Here is a 19,561-nt window from a genome sequence, read left to right on the forward strand (position 1 = left end):
AGTGGCGGTTCAGCAGGCGATGGGTCCGGACCCGTACTTCCCGGCGAACGGTGACGCCCGTTACCGGGTGCACCGGTACGAGCTGGGTGTGGACTACCGGCCGGGGCCCAACCGGCTGTCCGGCACCGCGCGGCTGAACGCCATAGCGGGCCGCGCGGCGCTCACCGAGTTCCAGCTGAACCTGGCCGACTTCAAGATCGGGCGGGTCCGCGTCGACGGGCGGGCGCCGCACTACACGCACCGGGGCGGCAGGTTGCGCATCCGGCCCGCGAAGCCCGTCCGGGCCGGGGCCGCGTTCACGGTCGAGGTGCAGTGGTCGGGCAATCCGAGGCCGGTCAACAGCCCGTGGGGCGGGCTCGGTTGGGAGGAGCTGGCGGACGGGGCGCTGGTGGCGAGCCAGCCGGTGGGGGCTCCGTCGTGGTACCCGTGCAACGACCGGCCGGCGGACAAGGCGTCGTACCAGATCTCGATCACCACGCCGTCGGCGTACCAGGTGGTCGCGGGCGGCCGGTTGCTGACGCGGACGACGAAGGCGTCGACGACGACGTGGGTGTACGAGCAGTCGGCGCCGACGTCGAGCTATCTCGTGGGGCTGTCGATCGGGAAGTACCAGACGGTGCTGCTGGGCGATCCGGGGCCGGGCGGGGTGCCGCAGCACGGGCACATCCCGGCGCACATGCTCACCGAGTTCTCACGGGACTTCGCGCGGCAGCCCGCCATGATGGAGCTGTTCGAGGAGCTCTTCGGGCCGTATCCGTTCGGTGAGTACGCGGTGGTGGTGACCGAGGAGGAGCTCGACGTCCCGGTGGAGGCACAGGGGTTGTCGCTGTTCGGCGCCAACCATGTGGACGGGGCGCGGGGTTCGGAGCGGCTGGTCGCGCACGAGCTGGCCCACCAGTGGTTCGGCAACAGCGTGTCCATCGCGGACTGGCGGCACATCTGGCTGAACGAGGGGTTCGCCAAGTACGCGGAGTGGCTGTGGTCGGAGCGCTCCGGCGGGCGTACGGCGGAGCAGTCGGCCGCCGCCGCGCACCGGAAGCTCGCGGCGCTCCCGCAGGATCTGCGGCTGGCGGACCCGGGCCGCAAGCTGATGTTCGACGACCGGCTCTACGAGCGTGGCGGTCTGACCGTGCACGCGGTGCGGTGCGCCCTCGGTGACGCGGCGTTCTTCCGGATGCTGCGCGGCTGGGCGACGGTGCACCGCGGGGGTGCCGTGACGACGGCGTCGTTCACCGCGCACGCCGGGCGGTACGCGGACGGGCCGCTGGACGACCTGTTCGCGGCGTGGCTGCACGAGCCGGCGCTGCCGCCGCTGCCGCGGGCGCCGTCGGCGGGTGGTGCGGTGCCGGCGCGGCCGCCGTACCCGCCCACGAGCACGGGCTCCGCGTAGGGGCGGGTGCCGGGGCGGGCAGAATGGTGGTCATGTCGTCGCGTCGCAGCCCCAAGGCCCGTTCGCAGTCCTCGTCCCGGTCCGCCGCCAGGTCCTCGGCGCCCGGCGGGGTGCCGTCGGGGGCGGGCGGCCCGTGCCCGTGCGGTCTGCCGGGGACGTACGAGGGCTGCTGCGGCCGTTTCCACGCCGGGCCGGCGGGGGCCCCGACCGCCGAGGCGCTGATGCGGTCCCGGTACAGCGCGTTCGTCGTCCGGGACGAGGCGTACCTCCTGCGGACCTGGCATCCGCGCACCCGTCCGGGGCGCGTCGACTTCGATCCGGGCCTGCGCTGGACCGGCCTGGAGATCCTCGGCACGAGCGAGGGGTCGGCCTTCCACACCACCGGCACGGTCACCTTCCGCGCCTCGTTCCGCGGCGGCGCCCTGCACGAACGCAGCCGGTTCGAGCGGGTGGACGGGGCGTGGGTGTACGTGGACGGGGAGTTCCCGGAGCAGGGTCCGTCGTAAGGGGCCCTGGCGGCCCGTGCCGGTCAACCGGTGGTCGCCGGGCGGCCGTTGGGGGCCAGGATGTCGAGTTCCTTCAGTGCGCCCTCGGTGATCTCGCGGGTGAGGTGTTCGGCGCGGGCGGCGTCGCCCTCACGGATGGCCTCGGCGACCCGGACGTGGAGGGTGACGGCGGCGGGGTCCGGGTCGTGGAACATGACCTCGTGGTGGGTACGGCCCGCGAGGACCTCCTCGACGACGTCGCCGAGGCGGGCGAACATCTCGTTGCCGGAGGCGTCGAGGATCAGCCGGTGGAAGGCGACGTCGTGGAGGAGGTAGCCGTCCAGTCTGTGGCCGCGTGAGTGGGCGACCATGCCGATCGCGCACTCGGTGAGCGCGGCGCACTGCTCGGCGGTGGCGTGGGTCGCGGCCAGGCCCGCGGCGACCGGTTCGACCGCCGACCGCAGGACGGTCAGCGAACGCAGCTGGCGGGGGCGGTCGGCGCCCGCGAGACGCCAGCGGATGACCTGCGGGTCGTAGACGTTCCAGGCGGCGGCCGGACGGACGATCACACCCACCCGGCGGCGGGACTCGACCAGGTGCATCGACTCCAGCACCCGCACCGCCTCCCGCATCACGGAGCGCGACACCTCGAACCGCTGAGCGAGTTCGTCGGTGCGCAGGACGCTGCCCGGCGGGTACTCACCCGCCGTGATCGCCGGGCCGAGCGTGTCCAGTACTCGGCCGTGCAGCCCCCGGCCCGGTGTGCTCATGGGGATCAGGGTACGAGGAAGACAGGGCGGAGAAAAAGTCAGGTTTATTTGCCGCGAGGGCTTGAATTAGTCCTATGTAATGAGCTTCAGTGTCGTCGACGTCGATGACGTCCCAGAGTCGACGAGGACAGCGAGGTAGCGATGCGTACCCCTCCCGTCGTCGTGGTGATGGGCGTGGCCGGGACCGGCAAGACGACGATCGGTCCCCTGCTCGCGACCCGGCTCGGCGTTCCGTACGCCGAGGGCGACGACTTCCACCCCGAGTCCAACATCGCGAAGATGTCGGCCGGGACACCGCTGGACGACGCGGACCGGTGGCCGTGGCTGGACGCGATCGGCGACTGGGCGCGCGGCCGGGCCGGGCTCGGCGGGGTGGTCAGCTGCTCGGCGCTGAAGCGCGCCTACCGGGACCGGCTGCGGTCCTCCGCGCCCGGCCTGGTCTTCGTGCACCTCGCCGGTGACCGGGCGCTCGTCGAGGACCGCATGGCGCACCGGCGGGGGCATTTCATGCCGACCGCGCTGCTCGACTCGCAGTTCGCCACGCTGCAACCGCTGGGGGCGGACGAGGCGGGTGTCGAGGTCGACGTCTCGGGCGACCCCGAAGAGATCACCGACCGGGCGGTCGCCGCGCTGCGGGGGCTCGCCCCGGCGTCGTGACCCGCCGCCCCGGTCCCACGCCCCCTCCACTGTCCGCTTCCTCCGCTCCCCTTTCCTGCCTTCGCCTCCCCTTCCTCTGCTCTCCCCTTACCCCTTCAAGGAATCACCGTGACCGGACTCAGCGCCGAGATGCTGGCAGCGGACACCGTCGAGCCGATCACCTCGGCGGGCCACGCGCAGCTGGGCATAGCCGTCCTGGCGGGCATCGCCGTCATCGTGCTGCTCATCACCAGGTTGAAGGTGCACGCCTTCCTGGCCCTGACCATCGGTTCGCTCGCGCTCGGCGCGTTCGCCGGGGCACCGCTGGACAAGGCGATCGTCAGCTTCACCACCGGGCTCGGGACGACCGTGGCCGGTGTGGGCGTGCTCATCGCGCTGGGCGCGATCCTCGGCAAGCTGCTCGCCGACTCCGGAGGCGCCGACCAGATCGTGGACACGATCCTCGCGAAGGCCGGCGGGCGCGCGATGCCGTGGGCGATGGTGCTGATCGCCTCGGTGATCGGGCTGCCGCTGTTCTTCGAGGTCGGGATCGTGCTGCTGATCCCGGTGGTGCTGATGGTCGCCAGGCGCGGCGGCTACTCACTGATGCGGATCGGCGTCCCCGCCCTCGCGGGCCTGTCCGTCATGCACGGCTTGATCCCGCCGCACCCCGGGCCGCTGGTCGCGATCGACGCCGTCAAGGCCGATCTGGGCGTCACGCTGGCGCTGGGGCTCCTCGTCGCCGTGCCGACCGTGATCGTCGCCGGGCCGCTGTTCTCGAAGTACGCGGCGCGCTGGGTCGACGTCCCGGTGCCCGAGCGCATGATCCCGGCACGGGCGTCGGAGGACCTGGAGAAGCGGCCCGGGTTCGGGGCGACCATCGCCACGATGCTGCTGCCCGTCGTGCTCATGCTCGCCAAGGCCCTGGTGGACATCGTGGTCGACGATCCCGAGCAGATGGTGCAACGGGTCTTCGACGTCGTCGGCTCGCCGCTGATCGCGCTGCTCGCGTCGGTGATCGTGGGCATGTTCACGCTGGGGCGGGCGGCCGGGTTCACCAGGGAGCGGCTGTCGTCGACCGTGGAGACGTCCCTCGCGCCGATCGCGGGCATCCTGCTGATCGTCGGCGCCGGCGGCGGCTTCAAGCAGACGCTGATCGACTCCGGGGTCGGGCGGATGATCCTGGAGATCTCCGAGGACTGGTCCGTCCCCGCGCTGCTGCTGGCCTGGCTGATCGCGGTGTGCATCCGGCTCGCGACGGGCTCGGCCACCGTCGCGACCATCTCGGCGGCCGGGCTCGTGGCGCCGCTGGCCGCCGACATGTCGACGACCCACACGGCGCTGCTCGTCCTCGCCATCGGCGCGGGCTCCCTGTTCTTCAGCCATGTCAACGACGCCGGCTTCTGGATGGTCAAGGAGTACTTCGGGATGACCGTCGGCCAGACCATCAAGAGCTGGTCGGTGATGGAGACGATCATCTCGGTGGTGGCGGGGGCACTGGTGCTGCTGCTGTCGCTGGTGATCTAGTGCCCAGGCGGGCGCCCGGCCGGGCGTCTGTTGCGCGGCCGGGCGCCCGTTGCGCGGCAAGGGCTCTTGTCGCGCGAGCCGGGGGCCGGCTACCGGTTCCGGCTCGCTACGGCCGCCACAGGGGGTGCTCCCGGTCAGCCCACTCCTTGGTGACCAGGCCCGTACGCAGGCCCCGGCGGGCCTCCGGGTCGCCGAGGGCCATGCCGATGTGGCCGGCCAGGACGATCCCGACCGTGAGGGCCAGCCAGTCGTGGACGAAGGTCGCGCTGGTGCGCCACGCCAGCGGGGTGAGGTGGGTGAACCACATGATCAGACCGGTGGCGAGCATGACGAGCGTGGCGCCGGCGATCCACGCGGCGTAGACCTTCTGGCCGGCGTTGAACTTGGCGGCGGGCCGCGGGCCCGGCGTACGGCGGCGGACGGCGCGCAGCCAGACCCGGTCGTGCGGCCCCCAGCGGTTCAGCCGACCCAGGTCGGCGCGGAACGCGCGGGAGGCCAGGCCGGCGAGGACCGGCAGGGGCAGCAGCAGGCCCGCCCACTGGTGCACGGTCACCACGAGGGCCCGCCGTCCCACCAGCGCGGCGAGGGAGGGGAGGTAGAGGCAGGCCGCCGTCACGACGCAGACCCCCATCAGGGCGGCCGTGGTGCGGTGGATCCAGCGTTCGGCGGTCGTGAAGCGCCGGACGCGGGCGGACGCGCCCGCCCCGGCCTCTTCCCTGGTCCCGGCCCCGGTCCCGGTCCCGGCGGGCGGTGTCTCAGGTCGTCGGTTCATCGTCCCGCCCGTTCGACCGGCCGACCCAGGCGTCGATGTCGTAGCCGCGCTTCTCCCAGTAGCCCGGCTCGACGTCCTCCGTGACCTCGATGCCGGAGAGCCACTTGGCCGACTTGTAGAAGTACATCGGAGCGGCATAGAGACGCACGGGGCCGCCGTGGTTGTGGCTGATGTCCTCGTCCTGCATGCGCAGCGCCACGAGGACGTCCGCGCGGCGGGCCTGCGCCAGGGTGAGGCTCTCGCTGTACGCACCGTCGAAGCAGGTGAACCGGACCGCGCCGGCCGAGGAGCGCACCCCGGCCGCGTCGAGCAGTACGGAGAGCCGTACGCCCTCGAACGGGGTGTCGGGGACGCGCCAGCCGGTCACGCACTGGACGTCCTTCACCATCCGGGTCTGGGGCAGGGCCCGCAGGTCGGCGAGGGTGTAGGAGGTCGGCCGGTCGACCAGGCCGTCGACGGTGAGGCGGTAGTTCCGGGCGGTCCTGCGGGGGACGGACGCGGTCACCGAGTAGTAGCGGAAGCCTCCGCCGTTGGGGAGCAGTCCGGTCAGGCCCGTGGGGTCCTTCTGGGCGGCGTCGCCGAGGAACCCCTCCAGACCGCGCTGGAGGACGGGCGCGGAGACCACGCCGAGGGCGCCCAGGCCGAGGGTGCCGAGGAAGATCCGCCGGCCGACGGGCTTGCCCTGCTCCGGGTCCCGGCCGTGGTCGTGTTCGTGGTCGCGGTCCCGGCCGTGGGCGCGGTCCCGGTCGCCGTGGCTCTCGCGTTCTTGCGGGTGGTCCGTCGGTGCTTCCCGCGCCTCGGGATGTTCAGGGTTCACACACCGATTCGACCATCCGCCGTCCCTGGATGCCAGGGACGGCGGGGGTCCGTCAGCATTCCGTCACATCCGCCGAGGGATGTCACATCCGCCGAGGGATCAGGCCGTCGCCTTCGCCGCCGCGCGGCCCGCGGTGCGGCCCGAGAACAGGCAGCCGCCGAGGAACGTGCCCTCCAGGGAGCGGTAGCCGTGCACACCGCCGCCGCCGAAGCCGGCGGCCTCGCCCGCCGCGTACACGCCCTCCAGGGGGTCGCCGCCCTCGGTGAGGACGCGGGACGACAGGTCCGTCTCCAGGCCGCCGAGGGTCTTGCGGGTGAGGATGTTGAGGCGGACGGCGATCAGCGGGCCCGCCTTGGGGTCGAGGACGCGGTGCGGGGCCGCGGTGCGGATCAGCTTGTCGCCGAGGTAGTTGCGGGCGCCGCGGATCGCCATGACCTGGAGATCCTTGGTGAACGGGTTGGCGATCTCCCGGTCACGGGCCACGATCTCGCGGCGCAGTTCCGCCTCGTCGATGAGGGGGTCCTTGGTGAGCGCGTTCATGCCGCGGACCAGGGAGCCGAGGTCCTTCTCCACGACGAAGTCGACGCCGTGGTCCATGAACGCCTTGACCGGACCGGGCACGTCCGCACGGGCCCGGACGAAGACGTCCTTGATCGACTTGCCGGTGAGGTCGGGGTTCTGCTCGGAGCCGGAGAGCGCGAACTCCTTGCCGATGATCTTCTGGTCGAGCACGAACCACGTGTAGTCGTAGCCGGTGCTCATGATGTGTTCGAGCGTGCCGAGGGTGTCGAAGCCGGGGAACAGCGGCACCGGCAGGCGCTTGCCACGGGCGTCCAGCCACAGCGACGACGGTCCGGGCAGGATGCGGATGCCGTGGTTGTCCCAGATGGGGTTCCAGTTCTGGATGCCCTCGGTGTAGTGCCACATGCGGTCGCGGTTGATCAGGCGGGCGCCCGCCTCCTCGGCGATGCCGAGCATCCGGCCGTCGACGTGCGCGGGCACACCGGAGATCATCTTCTCCGGAGGGCTGCCGAGGCGCCGCGGCCAGTTGGCGCGGACGAGGTCGTGGTTGCCGCCGATGCCGCCGGAGGTGACGATCACCGCCTGGGCCTTGAACTCGAAGGCACCGGTGACGGTGCGGGAGCTGGGCTGCCCGCGCTCGATCGAGGACGGTTCGAGGACCTCGCCGGTCACGGTGTCCACGGCGCCGGCGCTGCGCCCGAGCCCGGTGACCCGGTGGCGGAACTTCAGCTGGACCAGGCCCCGGGCCACGCCCTCGCGGACCCGGCGCTCGAACGGCTCCACGAGACCGGGGCCGGTGCCCCAGGTGATGTGGAAGCGGGGGACGGAGTTGCCGTGCCCGTTCGCGTCGTAGCCGCCGCGCTCGGCCCAGCCGACGACGGGGAAGAAGCGGACGCCCTGCGCGTGCAGCCAGGAGCGTTTCTCGCCGGCCGCGAAGTCGACGTACGCCTGCGCCCACCGGCGCGGCCAGTGGTCCTCCTCGCGGTCGAAGCCGGCCGTTCCCATCCAGTCCTGGAGGGCGAGGGCGTGGCTGTCCTTGATCCGCAGACGGCGCTGCTCGGGCGAGTCGACGAAGAAGAGACCGCCGAAGGACCAGTGGGCCTGCCCGCCGATCGACTGCTCCGGCTCCTGGTCGAGGAGGATCACCTTGCGACCCGCGTCGACGAGCTCCGCGGTCGCCGCGAGCCCGGCGAGGCCCGCCCCGATCACGATCACATCTGCGTCGTACGACATGGAGGACGTCCTCTCGGGAACGGGCGCGGTCAAGCGGGGGCGGGCGTGGCGGGCCAGGCGCCGCCGGGCGCTTTGTTACTGGCCGGTCAGCATCTTGGGGTCTGATCCTTCGGCAGAACACCTGACCTAGTCAACTGTCCGGATGTGTCTCCCCTTACGGACAGCCCACGGCCCGGCGGCTACAGTCGTACGAATACATACCGAGTCGCCCGTCGAGGCATGAATCGCCCTCGTGCGGAAATCAGAGCGGCACGTCCCCCGGGACGGTCGCGGCGGCTCGTCCGACGACCCTAGGTACTCCGCGTGTCGGTTCTCGTTCTCCTCCTGTCCGTGTGTGCCGCCTGCTGTCTGGGCTTCGGCTTCGTGCTCCAGCAGCAGGCCGCCGCGCACGCGCCGATCGGTGACTTCCTCTCCCCCCGGCTGCTCCTCGACCTGGTCCGCGTGCCCCGCTGGCTCGGCGGGATCGGGCTGATGGTGTGCGGGATGGCGCTCGGGGCGATCGCGCTGGGCCAGGGCGAGGTGACGCTGGTGGAGCCTCTCCTCGCGACCAACCTGCTCTTCGCGCTCGCCCTGTCCCGCCGCCGGAGCCGGCAGTCGCTGGGCCGCCAGGGCTGGGCGGGCCTCGTCCTGCTCGCGGGCGGGGTGACGGCGTTCATCGTGGCCGGTCAGCCGCAGGGCGGCACGGCTCCCGACGGGGCGTTGCGGCAGTGGGTGATCATCGGCGTGATGGTGGGGGCGGCGCTGCTGCTGACGGCGTACGCGAAGCGGCTGCGCCTCGCCGCCGCGCCGGTGCTGCTGGCGGTGGCCGCGGGCCTGCTGTACGGCGTCCAGGACGCGCTCACCCGGGTCAGCGGGCAGTTGTTCGCCGACGGTGGCTGGGGCGGGCTGTTCACGACCTGGGAACCGTACGGGGTGCTGATGCTCGGGGTGACGGGGCTGCTGCTGGTGCAGAGCGCCTTCGAGGCGGCGCCGCTGCGGATGTCGCTGCCCGCGCTCACCGCCGCGCAGCCGCTCGCCGGTATCGCGTGCGGGGTGGGCTTCCTCGGCGACCGGCTCCGTACCGACGCGGGGGCGCTGGCCTGGGAGGCGGCCGGGCTCGTCGGCATCGTCGTCGGGGTCGTGCTGCTCGGGATGCATCCGGCGATGCCGTGCAACCACTCCGGCAGCGCGCGGGTGCGGGAGTTCCAGCAGGGCTGACCGCGCCGGGGCCGCGCGTCCCGGCGGGCGCCCGCGGCGCGCGGGCCGGCCTGGTTGGATGGGGACATGAGCGCCGCCGACGAGATCCTCGACATCGTGGACGAGAACGACCAGGTCATCGGACAGGCCCCGCGCGGGGAGGTGTACGCGCGCGGGATGCGGCACCGGGCGGTGTTCGTACGGGCACGGGACGCCGAGGGACGGATCTTCGTCCACCGCCGGACGGCCACCAAGCTGGTCTTCCCCTCCCTGTACGACATGTTCGTGGGCGGGGTGGTAGGCGCCGGCGAGTCCTACGACGAGGCGGCGCTGCGCGAGGCCGAGGAGGAGCTGGGGGTCCGTGGCCTGCCCCGGCCGGTGCCGCTGTTCACGTTCCTGTACGACGACGGGGCCGGGCGGTCCTGGTGGTCGGCCGTGTACGAGGTGCGGTGCGAGCTGCCGGTGGACCCGCAGGCCGAGGAGGTCGACTGGTACGGCTTCCTGACCGAGGCCGAGATCGAACGGCGGCTGCGGGAGTGGGAGTGGGTGCCGGACGGGCTGGCCGCGTGGGAGCGGCTGCGGCGGTCCGGGGGCACGGGGGCGGGGACCGGGGCCGGCGGGGGCGACGGGTAGGGTCCCTCGGGTGATCGAATTCGTGCGGAACGTCCGGCTCTGGTTCGCGCCGGAGGAGATCCGCGAGGAGGGCGGGACGCCGGACTACCGGTTCTCGCTGGCCAACGAGCGGACGTTCCTGGCGTGGCTGCGCACCGCGCTGGCACTGATCGGCGGCGGGTTCGCGGTGGACCAGTTCCTGCCGGACCTGCGCTGGGGGTGGCGGGTGGGACTCGCGCTCGCCCTCCTCGGTGCCGGGGTGCTGTGCGCGCTGCGGGCGGTGAACCACTGGGTGCGGTGCGAACGGGCGATGCGGCGCGGCGAGGATCTGCCGGTGTCCCGCTTCCCGGCCGCGCTGGGCCTCGTCGTCGCCGTCGTCGCGATCGCGATGGTGGCCCTGGTGCTGCTGGGGTGGGAGGGGTGACCCCTCCCCGCGCGGCCGCCGAGCGCGATCCGGGGCTCCAGCCGGAGCGGACCCGGCTGGCGTGGCGGCGTACCACCCTCACCGGAGCGGTGATCGCGGTGCTCGCCGTGAAGTCCGCGCTGCACGGCGGCGCCCCGCCGTCCGGGATCGTGGCGGCCGCCCTGTGCACGGGAGTGTGGCTGGGGCTCCTGGGGCTCGCCCACCGCCGGATCGGCGCCCTGGCGGCCCCCCGGCCCGTCGCTCTCGCGCCCCGTGCGGCCGTCACGGCCGTGCTGTGCGCGGTCGCCCTCGCGGTGTGCGGTGTGGCCCTGGTGCTCTGAGCGCGGGACTGCCCGGCGGGAGGGTGAACCGTGGCCGAGGCTCGGGGTGCGCATGAGGTTTCGCGGAGGAAGAACAGGGACTTGTGTGCCTACGTTGGTCCGGTCACCCCCGCACCACTGAAGGTGAGCAGCACCATGACCACCGTGCACCGGGAACACCCCCTCCACGACCACGCCCACGGCCCCGCATGCGGACACACGGCCGTGCCGCACGGCGACCACACCGACTACGCGCACGACGGGCATCTGCACCGCGAGCACGGCGGGCACTGGGACGAGTGCGAGCCGAGCGGTCACACGGAGCACGCCGGGCACCCCCACGAGCACGGCGAAGGATGCGGGCACCCGGCGGTCGCGCACGGGGACCACGTGGACTACGTCCACGACGGCCACCGCCACGCGCCGCACGACGGGCACTGGGACGACCACTAGTGCCGCGGCAGGCAACGTTCGCCCCTCAAGGAGCGGCGTCCGGTGCGTGCTCCCGGCGTGCCGGGCGTACGTCCTCGTACGGGATGTACTCGGGCTTGTGCCCGGTGCGGCGAGAGTGCGTGCCGGGCGTCGCGACGGGGCGAACGTTGCCTGACGCGGCACCAGCGAGGGCCCGGGTGGCCGCTCGGGGCGGTGCCCCGAGCGGCCACCCGATGTCCCCCCGTACCCCGGATTCCGGTGGGTCGTCGCCGACTGGCAGGCTCTGAGCACCAGTTGGACCTTTCGGGGGGATGAAGGGGAGCACGATGACCGCAGCGGAGCCGTACACCGTCGAGCTGGCGAGCGACGTGTACGCGTATGTGCAGCCGGACGGCGGATGGTGTCTCAACAACTCCGGGTTCGTGAGCGACGGGACGACCACCCTGCTGGTGGACACCGCCGCGACGGAACGCCGGACCCGGGCGCTGGGCGCCGCGCTCGACGCGACCGGCGCCCCCGCTCCGCGCCTCCTGGTCAACACCCACCACCACGGCGACCACACCTACGGCAACGGGTTCTTCACACCGGCCGCCACCCTCGTCTCGCACTCCGCCTGCCGCCGGGAGGCCCTGGCCAGTGGGCAGCACCTGCATCTGCTGTGGCCGCAGACCGACTTCGGCGACGTCGGCGTCCGGGGCGCGGACCTGACGTACGACGACCGGATGACCGTGCACGTCGGGGACATCGAGGCGCAGGTGATCCATCCCGGCGTCTCGCACACGGTCGGCGACTCGCTGGTCTGGCTGCCGCACCGGAGGATCCTGTTCGCCGGGGACCTGGTGTTCGAGGGCGGTACGCCGTTCTTCCTGATGGGGTCGCTGAGCGGCTCGCTGCGGGCCCTGGCGCTGATGCGGGAGCTGGGTGCCGAGACCGTCGTACCGGGGCACGGGCCGGTGACGGACCCGTCGGCGTTCGACCGGGCCGAGCGGTACACGCGGTTCGTGGCGGAGGTCGCCGAGAGGTCCCGTGCGGCGGGGCTCACCCCTCTGGAGGCGGCCCGGACCACGGATCTCGGCGAGTTCGCCGCGCTCCCCGAGAGCGAGCGGCTGGTGGCGAACCTGCACCGGGCCTACGCCGAGCTGGACGGGCTGCCCGAAGGCGAGGGCGTGGACCCGTTCGCCGGGTTCATGGACATGGCGGCCGTCAACGGCGGGGAGATGATGACCTGCCACGCGTGACGCCCGGCCGGCTCGCGGGCGCCCAAGGGGCCCGCACCCGGGGTGGCGGCACCGGTTTCGGGATCCGGCTCGCGCGGCCGGATCCCGTGGAGACACCGATCACTTTCGCCTCACCCACTGGACGACATACCGACCGGTCGGCATCATGTGTCTGGTTACCCTGTCCCCGCGTGTAGGAGCAATGATGCGCCCAGACGACCCGCCAGGTCTCGACCCCGACCGGCTCCGCGCCCTGCTCGACGCGGAGCGGCCCGGACTGGTGGCCGGTCCCCTCACGGGCCGGCTGATCGAGGGCGGGCGGTCGAACCTGACGTACGAGGTCACGGACGGCGTCACCCGGTGGGTCGTCCGGCGTCCGCCGCTCGGCCACGTCCTCGCGACCGCGCACGACATGCGGCGCGAGCACCGTGTGATCAGCGCGCTGCACCCGACGGACGTCCCCGTGCCGCGTCCGGTGCTGCTGTGCGAGGACGCGGAGGTACTCGGCGCGCCCTTCTACGTCATGGACTTCGTCGAGGGCACCCCGTACCGCACCGCCGAGCAGCTCGCGCCGCTCGGCGCCGACCGCACCCGGGCCGCCGTGCTGGGCCTGGTCGACACCCTCGTGGAGCTGCACGCGGTGGACCCCGCCGGGGTGGGCCTCGCCGACTTCGGGCGCCCGGAGGGCTTTCTGGACCGGCAGCTGCGGCGCTGGGGCAAGCAGCTCGACGCGTCCCGCAACCGCGACCTGGCCGGCATCGACGAACTGCACGCGGCGCTCGGCCGCCGGCTCCCGCACTCCCCCGCCCCGGCGATCGTCCACGGCGACTACCGGCTGGACAACGTCCTGCTCGGCGAGGACGACCGGATCAGGGCGATCCTCGACTGGGAGATGTCCACGCTCGGCGACCCGCTGACCGATCTGGGTCTGCTGGTGATGTACAGCGTGCCGATCGGGCTGCCCGACTCCCCCGTCTCGACGACCGCGACGGCCGCCGGGCACCCCGACCCCGCGGAGATCGTGGCCCGCTACGCCGAGCGCTCCGGCCGGGACGTGTCGTCCGTGGCCTGGTACACGGCGTTCGCGTGGTTCAAGCTCGCGGTGATCCTGGAGGGCATCCACTACCGGTACACCCTCGGCCAGACGGTCGGCCGCGGCTTCGACCGCATCGGCGACCTGGTCCCCGTCTTCATCGAACACGGCCTGACGACTCTTCGTACCGGCTCCGGTTCCGGCTCCCAGGAGGGCTGATCCACCATGGACTTCGCATTCGACGCCCGTACGGAGGAGCTGCGTGCCAGGCTCCTCGCCTTCATGGACGCGTACGTGTACCCGGCCGAGGCCGTCGCGGAGGAGCAGCGGGCCGAGCTGTCGTCGCCGTGGGACACCCCGGCCGTGGTGGAGGAGCTGAAGGCCGAGGCCCGCAGGCAGGGCCTGTGGAACCTCTTCCTGCCGGACTCCACGTACGGGGCCGGCCTGACCAACCTGCAGTACGCGCCGCTCGCCGAGATCACCGGGCGTTCGCCGCAGCTGGCGCCGACCGCGCTGAACTGCGCGGCGCCGGACACCGGCAACATGGAGGTGCTGGCGCAGTTCGGCGACGACGCGCAGAAGAAGCAGTGGCTGGAGCCGCTGCTGGCCGGTGAGATCCGGTCCGCCTTCGCGATGACCGAGCCGGACGTGGCCTCGTCCGACGCCACCAACATCACCACGCTCATCGAGCGGGACGGCGACGACTACGTCATCAGCGGACGCAAGTGGTACATCTCCGGGGCGATGAACCCCGACTGCAGGATCTTCATCGTGATGGGCAAGACGGACCCGGACGGGGCCGACATCCGCCGCCAGCAGTCGATGGTGCTGGTGCCCCGCGACACCCCGGGCGTCACCGTGAAGCGGGCCATGCGGGTCTTCGGGTACGAGGACCACTACCACGGCGGCCACGCCGAGGTGGTCTTCGACCGGGTGCGGGTGCCGGTGTCGAACCTGATCGGCGAGGAGGGCGGCGGCTTCGCCATCGCCCAGGCCCGGCTCGGCCCCGGCCGCATCCACCACTGCATGCGGCTCATCGGGATGGCCGAGCGGGCGATCGAGCTGATGTGCCGCCGGGCGGTGGCCCGCGAGGCGTTCGGCAAGGCGCTGGCCCAGCAGGGCGTGGTGCACAACTGGATCGCGGACGCGCGGGTCGCCGTGGAACAGCTGCGGCTGCTGGTGCTGAAGACCGCGTGGATGATGGACACGGTCGGCAACCGGGGGGCGCACACCGAGATCCAGGCGATCAAGATCGCGACGCCGCGGACCGTCGTCGACATCATCGACCGGGCGATCCAGCTGCACGGGGCGGGCGGTGTCAGCCAGGACTTCCCGCTGGCCGAGCTGTACGCGGGGGCGCGGACACTGATGATCGCGGACGGGCCGGACGAGGTGCACCAGCGGTCGCTGGCACGGCGGGAGCTGAAGCGGTACGTGTGACCTCCGGTGATTGCCGGGCGCCTATCGGGTCTCGGGGGTGCGGGGTCGTCCGCGGGTGCGGGTGCGTGGGGGTGGTTCGCGCCGTTCCCCGCGCCCCTGAAGGCGACGGGCCTGCGGCCCGCCCTTCGTCCTGAAAAGCGCGGGGCGCAGCCCCGGTGGCTTTTCAGGGGCGCGGGGAACGGCGCGAGAAACCACGACCCACACGCACCCGCCGACGACCCCGCACCCCCGACCCGGTAGGCGCCCCGCCCCCTACGGCCGCAGCGCTCGCAGCAGCAGGTCGGCCAGGTGGTCGGCGACCTCCTGCGGGGTCATCGGGCCGTCCGGGCGGTACCACGTGGACAGGTGGTGGACGGAGCCGAAGTGGTAGTCGACGACCAGGTCCGCGGGGGTGGCCCGGGAGAAGACGCCCGACTCCTGCCCCTCCTCGATCAGCGCGCGGAACCGCTCGTGGTAGCGGCGGCGCTCGGCGCGGACCTGCTTGTTCTTCTCGGGGCTCAGGTGGTGCATCGAGCGGAAGAAGATCATCGCGTCGTCGAGGTTGTCGATGGTGGTGACGACGACGTCGGCGGCGGCGCCCCGCAGGCGCTCCTCCACCGGCGCGTCGGCGCCCGCGAACGCGTCGAGCCGCTCCTGCTGGATGCGCAGCACGCGCGCGTACACCTCGTGCAGCAGGTCGTCCTTGGAACCGAAGTAGTGGTACAGCGCGCCCTTGGTGACGCCCGCCGCCTCCACGATCTCCTGCACGGACGTGCGGTCGTAGCCCCGCTCGGCGAAGAGCCGGGTGGCGGCGGCCAGCAGCCGCTGCGGGACGGGGGTACCGTCTCCGTCCGTCGTCCTGGGCACTTCCGCCACCTGCCTTTCGGAGTCATGTCGTCGCCTACAGGTCGTCCCTCGACCGTCGAACGGTTCCCGGCCGGGCGGGCCGGAAGGGGACGATCCCGTCGCAGATCATCCCACTCCCCGCGTCCGGCCCGCCGGGCAGGTGGAGCACGGGTCAGCCCGTGGCCTCCCACTTCCGCTGGATGTGGTTCATGTTCGTCAGCCAGCGCTCCGGGTCGGTCGCGCGCGCCTGGTAGAAGCCGGCCACCTCGGGGTGCGGCAGGATGAGGAAGCGGTCGCTCTCGATGCCGTCGAGGAGCGCGTCGGCGACGTCCTCCGGTTCGATCGCCGTCGGCGCGAGCACCAGGTCGCCCGCGCTGCCGGAGGCCGTCAGCATGTCGGTGCGCACCCCCTGGGGGCAGATGGCGTGCACCTTGAGGCCCCGGTGGCGGTAGGTGAGGGACAGCCACTCGGCGAAGGCGTACGCCCCGTGCTTGGTGACGCTGTAGGGCGCCGCGCCGATCATCGTGAGCAGCCCGGCCGCCGAGACGGTGGAGACGAAACGGCCGCTGCCGCGCTCCAGCCACTGCGGGAGCAGCGCGTGGGCCGCGCGGACGTGCGCCATCACGTTCACGTCCCAGGCGAGCGCCCAGACCTTGTCGTCGGCGGCTTCGGTGCCGCCGCTGGCGACGCCCGCGTTGGCGCAGTACACGTCGACCGTGCCGCCGAGCGCCTCGCGCGCCGGGGCGACGATCTCCGACGCGTCCCCGGGCACGGCGATGCCGCCGATCTCGTCGGCCACGGCCCTGGCCCGGTCCCCGTCGAGGTCGTTCACGACGACGCGGGCGCCCTCCGCCGCGAACCGCCGGGCCAGCGCGGCGCCGATCCCGCTCCCGGCCCCCGTGACCACCACTCCCGCACCCTGCACGACACCCACTCCGGATCTCCTTACGCGAGGCTCACGACCACGAACGGCTCATCGTCCGCCGTCAGACTAACCGGTCGGTATGTGCTGAGGAAGGGGTGCCGGGACGCCGCCGCCCGGGTATGCGGGGAAACGCCCGAGCGGCCGTGCCGGACGGGGGGTCTGCACACCGGCCGCGGAAGCGCTTAGCTTGCAGGGACGCCGCTTCCCCCACCCGCGCCCCGGAGGTCACCCCCATGCGCCTCTCCCGCCGCACCTTCCTCGCCGCCTCCACCGCCGCCGCGGCCGGCACCGCCTGCGCCCCGGCCGGCGGCCCGCCGGCCGCGGGGGAAACGGCCTCCACCCGGCCGCGCACCGGCTTCGAGCGCCTGGCGGCCGACGGCTACCGGCTCCTCGACGGCCGCCGGATCGGCGTCGTCACCAACCCCACCGGCGTGACCCGCGACGCCCGCCACATCGTCGACGTCATGCACGCCGACGACCGCGTGGACCTCACGGCGGTCTTCGGTCCCGAGCACGGTTTCCGGGGCACGGCCCAGGCCGGCGGTTCCGAGGGCCGCCAGGACGACCCGGCGACGGGACTGCCCGTGTTCGACACGTACCAGAAGAGCGGCCGAGCCCTGGCGGACGTCTTCACCGCCTCCGGGGTGGACACGGTCGTCTTCGACATCCAGGACGTGGGCGCCCGCTTCTACACCTACATCTGGACGCTGTACGACTGCATGGAGGCGGCCCGGCTCGCGGGCAAGCGGTTCGTCGTCCTGGACCGGCCCAACCCGGTGACCGGGCGGTCGGCGCAGGGACCCGTCCTGCACAAGGAGTTCGCGACGTTCGTCGGGCGGCAGCCGATCTCGCAGGCGCACGGCATGACGGTGGCGGAGCTGGCGCGGCTGTTCAACGGGGAGTTCCTGGAGGAGCCCGTACCGCTGGAGACCGTCCTGATGTCCGGGTGGAGACGGTCGCGGTTCTACGACTCCTCGGGGCTGCCCTGGGTGCCGCCGAGCCCCAACATGCCGACCCCGGACACGGCGCTCGTGTACGCGGGGACCGGCCTGTTCGAGGGGACGAACCTCTCCGAGGGGCGCGGCACCACCCGCCCGTTCGAACTGCTCGGCGCGGAGGGCGTCGACCGGCGGTGGGCGGCCGCGGCGAACGACCTGGGGCTGCCGGGCGCCCACTTCAGGGAGGCGTACTTCACGCCCACGTTCTCCAAGTTCCAGGGGAAGACCGTCGGCGGCGTGCAGATCCACGTCCACGACCGGACGGCGTACGACCCGGTGCGCACCGGGATCGGTCTGCTCGTCACCGCGAAGAAGGTGTGGAGCGGCTTCGCCTGGCGTCCGGACCGGTGGATCGACAAGCTGACCGGGTCGACGCGGGTGCGCACGATGATCGACGCCGGGGCGGACACCGACGAGGTCGTGGCCGGCTGGCAGGAGGAGCTCGCCGCGTTCCGGAAGGTGCGCGAGGAGTACCTGCTCTACCGGTGACCCGCGCGGGGACGTTCGCGATGTCCGCGAGGCCGAGGCCTTCCGCGACACCCGGGACGTCCGCGCGAAAGAGCCGTACGTGACGTATGGCCATCCCCCGCCGTTGGCAGGACCATGCGCCTGAGCGCACCAACGGGGTCGAAGGGGGCTCGTCATGGCGGCTTCGGACGTGAGTGTGACGCCTTACTGGGAAGTGACCTTCGACGCGGACGGTGACGTCGACACGGGTCAGCGGGACCGCCTGCTCGACGGGGTGGTGCGGCGGGGGGTGGCGGACCTGGTCGTCTTCGCCCACGGCTGGAACAGCGACCGGTCCGGGGCCACCGGCCTGTACAGCAGGTTCTTCGCCCCGTTCCCGGCGCTCGCCCCGTCGGCGCGGCTCGGGTACGCCGGGGTGCTGTGGCCCTCGATGCGGTTCTCCGACGAGCCGATCCCGGACTTCACGCCGGTGCCCGCGCTGGCCGCCGCGCGTCCCGCGCTCGACAAGCGCACCAGGAACGCGCTGCTGGAGGTGTTCCCGGGCCGGGCCGCACTCGTGGAGCGGATCGCACGGCTGCTGGAGCTGCGGCCGGACGAGGACGCCTCGTTGGAGGAGTTCGGCAGGCTCGTACGGCTGCTGGTGGAGGCGCCGCCGCAGGGGCCGCAGGGCGCGTTCACGGCGGACACGCTGGCCGAGGGGGTGCCGGAGGACACGCCCGGGATGCTGTGCGGGGACACGGCGGGGGTGTGCGCGGAGTTCGCCGCGGCGCTGGCGGAGGTCGAGGCGGCCGGAGCGGCGGCCGAAGCACCCGCCGACGTGTCCGCGGCCGGTCCCCCCGGCGTCATGACCGGTGCGGCCGTTCCGGGACCTCAGGTCTGGGACGGCGCCCGTGAACTGCTGCGCCAGGCCACGTACTTCGCGATGAAGCGGCGGGCCGGGACGGTCGGGGAGCGCGGGCTGGGGCGGCTGCTCGGGCGGCTGGCGGAGGAGGCGCCCGACGTACGGGTCCATCTCGTGGGGCACAGCTTCGGCGCGCGCCTGGTGTCGTTCGCCCTGCGGGGGCTGCCGCGCGGGGTGCGGACGGTGAAGTCGGTGACGCTCCTTCAGGCGGCTTTCTCCCACTACGCGTTCGCGGCGCGGCTGCCGCACGACCCCCGGGCGAGCGGGGTGCTGAACGGGCAGCAGAAGCGGATCGACGGCCCCCTGGTGTGCTGCCACTCCCGGCACGACTCGGCGCTCGGGACGATCTATCCGCTGGCGTCCCGGCTGGCGGGCGACGCGCGGACGGTGCGGGGCCTGAGCGTGGACGGTCTGCTGGGCGCGAAGTGGGGCGCGCTCGGTTACGGCGGGATCCGGGCGGTGCCGGGCACCCGCTCGTTCCCGCTGTCGGCCGCGCTCGCCGGACGGCTGCCGACGTCCGGGTGCGTGAACGTCGACGCGTCGGCGGTCGTCCGGCGCGGTGGTGCGCCGTCCGGCGCGCACAGCGACATCTGTCACCAGGAGCTGGCGCGGATCGTGCTGGCGGCGGGCCAGGTCGTCTGACCGGCCCGCCGCCGCAC

The 19,561-nt window shown here is 72.9% G+C and carries 20 protein-coding genes; 14 read left to right on the plus strand and 6 right to left on the minus strand.

What is annotated here, in order from left to right:
* Position 1 precedes the first annotated feature (1 nt).
* Positions 2-1,390, plus strand: a complete 1,389-nt coding sequence (locus GSY65_RS06750; protein WP_201452464.1) for a M1 family metallopeptidase — start codon at positions 2-4, stop codon at positions 1,388-1,390.
* A gap of 32 nt (positions 1,391-1,422) precedes the next feature.
* Positions 1,423-1,896: a YchJ family protein gene (locus tag GSY65_RS06755; RefSeq protein ID WP_159766445.1), complete on the plus strand. Its 474-nt coding sequence runs from the start codon at positions 1,423-1,425 to the stop codon at positions 1,894-1,896.
* 23 nt (positions 1,897-1,919) lie between these two features.
* Here the strand turns inward: GSY65_RS06755 and GSY65_RS06760 are convergent, their stop codons facing one another.
* Entirely contained in the window at positions 1,920-2,645 is a 726-nt protein-coding gene (locus GSY65_RS06760) for a FadR/GntR family transcriptional regulator (protein ID WP_159766446.1), read from the minus strand.
* A 141-nt stretch (positions 2,646-2,786) separates the two neighbouring features.
* On the opposite strand from GSY65_RS06760, the gene GSY65_RS06765 reads away from it, so the two are divergent.
* A complete protein-coding gene (locus GSY65_RS06765; RefSeq protein ID WP_159766447.1) occupies positions 2,787-3,302 on the plus strand; it encodes a gluconokinase in 516 nt (171 codons plus the stop codon).
* A gap of 108 nt (positions 3,303-3,410) precedes the next feature.
* Positions 3,411-4,808, plus strand: coding sequence for a GntP family permease (locus GSY65_RS06770; RefSeq protein WP_159766448.1), 1,398 nt, complete (start codon positions 3,411-3,413; stop codon positions 4,806-4,808).
* Between the two features lie 106 nt (positions 4,809-4,914).
* On the opposite strand, the gene GSY65_RS06775 is transcribed toward GSY65_RS06770, so the two are convergent.
* The 3 genes from GSY65_RS06775 to GSY65_RS06785 all read right to left on the minus strand — a co-directional run bounded on the left by GSY65_RS06775 (position 4,915) and on the right by GSY65_RS06785 (position 8,152).
* Positions 4,915-5,580 carry a cytochrome b/b6 domain-containing protein gene (locus tag GSY65_RS06775; RefSeq protein WP_159766449.1) on the minus strand — a complete coding sequence of 222 codons (666 nt, stop codon included), beginning with the start codon at positions 5,578-5,580 and terminating at the stop codon, positions 4,915-4,917.
* Complete coding sequence (locus GSY65_RS06780) at positions 5,564-6,241, minus strand: molybdopterin-dependent oxidoreductase (RefSeq protein WP_236580188.1); 678 nt, start codon at positions 6,239-6,241, stop codon at positions 5,564-5,566. The genes GSY65_RS06775 and GSY65_RS06780 overlap by 17 nt, the downstream gene beginning before the upstream one ends.
* 255 nt (positions 6,242-6,496) lie before the next feature.
* Positions 6,497-8,152, minus strand: coding sequence for an FAD-binding dehydrogenase (locus tag GSY65_RS06785; RefSeq protein WP_159766451.1), 1,656 nt, complete (start codon positions 8,150-8,152; stop codon positions 6,497-6,499).
* A gap of 303 nt (positions 8,153-8,455) precedes the next feature.
* Between GSY65_RS06785 and GSY65_RS06790 the strand changes: the two genes are divergently transcribed.
* From GSY65_RS06790 to GSY65_RS06825, 8 genes are all read left to right on the plus strand, one after another.
* Positions 8,456-9,349, plus strand: a complete 894-nt coding sequence (locus GSY65_RS06790; RefSeq protein WP_159766452.1) for a DMT family transporter — start codon at positions 8,456-8,458, stop codon at positions 9,347-9,349.
* A 66-nt stretch (positions 9,350-9,415) separates the two neighbouring features.
* Positions 9,416-9,961: an NUDIX hydrolase gene (locus GSY65_RS06795; protein WP_159766453.1), complete on the plus strand. Its 546-nt coding sequence runs from the start codon at positions 9,416-9,418 to the stop codon at positions 9,959-9,961.
* Positions 9,962-9,971: 10 nt separating this feature from the next.
* The gene (locus GSY65_RS06800; RefSeq protein WP_159766454.1) at positions 9,972-10,364 is read left to right on the plus strand and encodes a YidH family protein; all 393 of its coding nucleotides are present in this window, start codon (positions 9,972-9,974) and stop codon (positions 10,362-10,364) included.
* On the plus strand, positions 10,361-10,684 hold the full coding sequence (locus GSY65_RS06805; protein WP_159766455.1) for a DUF202 domain-containing protein: 324 nt from the start codon (positions 10,361-10,363) through the stop codon (positions 10,682-10,684). Before GSY65_RS06800 ends, GSY65_RS06805 begins: the two co-directional genes overlap by 4 nt.
* 135 nt (positions 10,685-10,819) lie before the next feature.
* Positions 10,820-11,116, plus strand: a complete 297-nt coding sequence (locus GSY65_RS06810; protein ID WP_159766456.1) for a hypothetical protein — start codon at positions 10,820-10,822, stop codon at positions 11,114-11,116.
* A 305-nt stretch (positions 11,117-11,421) separates the two neighbouring features.
* Positions 11,422-12,333, plus strand: coding sequence for an MBL fold metallo-hydrolase (locus GSY65_RS06815; RefSeq protein WP_159766457.1), 912 nt, complete (start codon positions 11,422-11,424; stop codon positions 12,331-12,333).
* A 184-nt stretch (positions 12,334-12,517) separates the two neighbouring features.
* On the plus strand, positions 12,518-13,564 hold the full coding sequence (locus tag GSY65_RS06820) for a phosphotransferase family protein (RefSeq protein WP_159775671.1): 1,047 nt from the start codon (positions 12,518-12,520) through the stop codon (positions 13,562-13,564).
* Positions 13,565-13,570: 6 nt separating this feature from the next.
* Positions 13,571-14,785, plus strand: coding sequence for an acyl-CoA dehydrogenase family protein (locus tag GSY65_RS06825; RefSeq protein WP_159766458.1), 1,215 nt, complete (start codon positions 13,571-13,573; stop codon positions 14,783-14,785).
* A 252-nt stretch (positions 14,786-15,037) separates the two neighbouring features.
* Here GSY65_RS06825 and GSY65_RS06830 read toward each other — a convergent pair whose 3' ends face one another.
* Positions 15,038-15,631, minus strand: a complete 594-nt coding sequence (locus tag GSY65_RS06830) for a TetR/AcrR family transcriptional regulator (RefSeq protein ID WP_159766459.1) — start codon at positions 15,629-15,631, stop codon at positions 15,038-15,040.
* Positions 15,632-15,782: 151 nt separating this feature from the next.
* Positions 15,783-16,544, minus strand: coding sequence for an SDR family oxidoreductase (locus GSY65_RS06835; protein ID WP_159766460.1), 762 nt, complete (start codon positions 16,542-16,544; stop codon positions 15,783-15,785).
* Between the two features lie 224 nt (positions 16,545-16,768).
* On the opposite strand from GSY65_RS06835, the gene GSY65_RS06840 reads away from it, so the two are divergent.
* Positions 16,769-18,022, plus strand: coding sequence for an exo-beta-N-acetylmuramidase NamZ family protein (locus GSY65_RS06840; protein ID WP_159766461.1), 1,254 nt, complete (start codon positions 16,769-16,771; stop codon positions 18,020-18,022).
* A 154-nt stretch (positions 18,023-18,176) separates the two neighbouring features.
* Positions 18,177-19,544 (plus strand): serine-threonine protein kinase, encoded by a 1,368-nt coding sequence (locus GSY65_RS06845; protein WP_159766462.1) that lies wholly within the window; start codon positions 18,177-18,179, stop codon positions 19,542-19,544.
* Positions 19,545-19,561 lie beyond the last annotated feature (17 nt).

The sequence above is a fragment of the Streptomyces sp. HM190 genome (genome assembly GCF_009857135.1).
Lineage (GTDB): Bacteria > Actinomycetota > Actinomycetes > Streptomycetales > Streptomycetaceae > Streptomyces > Streptomyces heilongjiangensis.

Excerpts from the sequence above, each read along its gene's own strand:
- GSY65_RS06755 (WP_159766445.1), top strand. The coding sequence starts at position 1,423 with ATGTCGTCGCGTCGCAGCCCCAAGGCCCGTTCGCAGTCCTCGTCCCGG.
- GSY65_RS06760 (WP_159766446.1), bottom strand. The coding sequence starts at position 2,645 with ATGAGCACACCGGGCCGGGGGCTGCACGGCCGAGTACTGGACACGCTC.
- GSY65_RS06765 (WP_159766447.1), top strand. The coding sequence starts at position 2,787 with ATGCGTACCCCTCCCGTCGTCGTGGTGATGGGCGTGGCCGGGACCGGC.
- GSY65_RS06775 (WP_159766449.1), bottom strand. The coding sequence starts at position 5,580 with ATGAACCGACGACCTGAGACACCGCCCGCCGGGACCGGGACCGGGGCC.
- GSY65_RS06785 (WP_159766451.1), bottom strand. The coding sequence starts at position 8,152 with ATGTCGTACGACGCAGATGTGATCGTGATCGGGGCGGGCCTCGCCGGG.
- GSY65_RS06795 (WP_159766453.1), top strand. The coding sequence starts at position 9,416 with ATGAGCGCCGCCGACGAGATCCTCGACATCGTGGACGAGAACGACCAG.
- GSY65_RS06810 (WP_159766456.1), top strand. The coding sequence starts at position 10,820 with ATGACCACCGTGCACCGGGAACACCCCCTCCACGACCACGCCCACGGC.
- GSY65_RS06815 (WP_159766457.1), top strand. The coding sequence starts at position 11,422 with ATGACCGCAGCGGAGCCGTACACCGTCGAGCTGGCGAGCGACGTGTAC.
- GSY65_RS06820 (WP_159775671.1), top strand. The coding sequence starts at position 12,518 with ATGCGCCCAGACGACCCGCCAGGTCTCGACCCCGACCGGCTCCGCGCC.
- GSY65_RS06825 (WP_159766458.1), top strand. The coding sequence starts at position 13,571 with ATGGACTTCGCATTCGACGCCCGTACGGAGGAGCTGCGTGCCAGGCTC.
- GSY65_RS06840 (WP_159766461.1), top strand. The coding sequence starts at position 16,769 with ATGCGCCTCTCCCGCCGCACCTTCCTCGCCGCCTCCACCGCCGCCGCG.
- GSY65_RS06845 (WP_159766462.1), top strand. The coding sequence starts at position 18,177 with ATGGCGGCTTCGGACGTGAGTGTGACGCCTTACTGGGAAGTGACCTTC.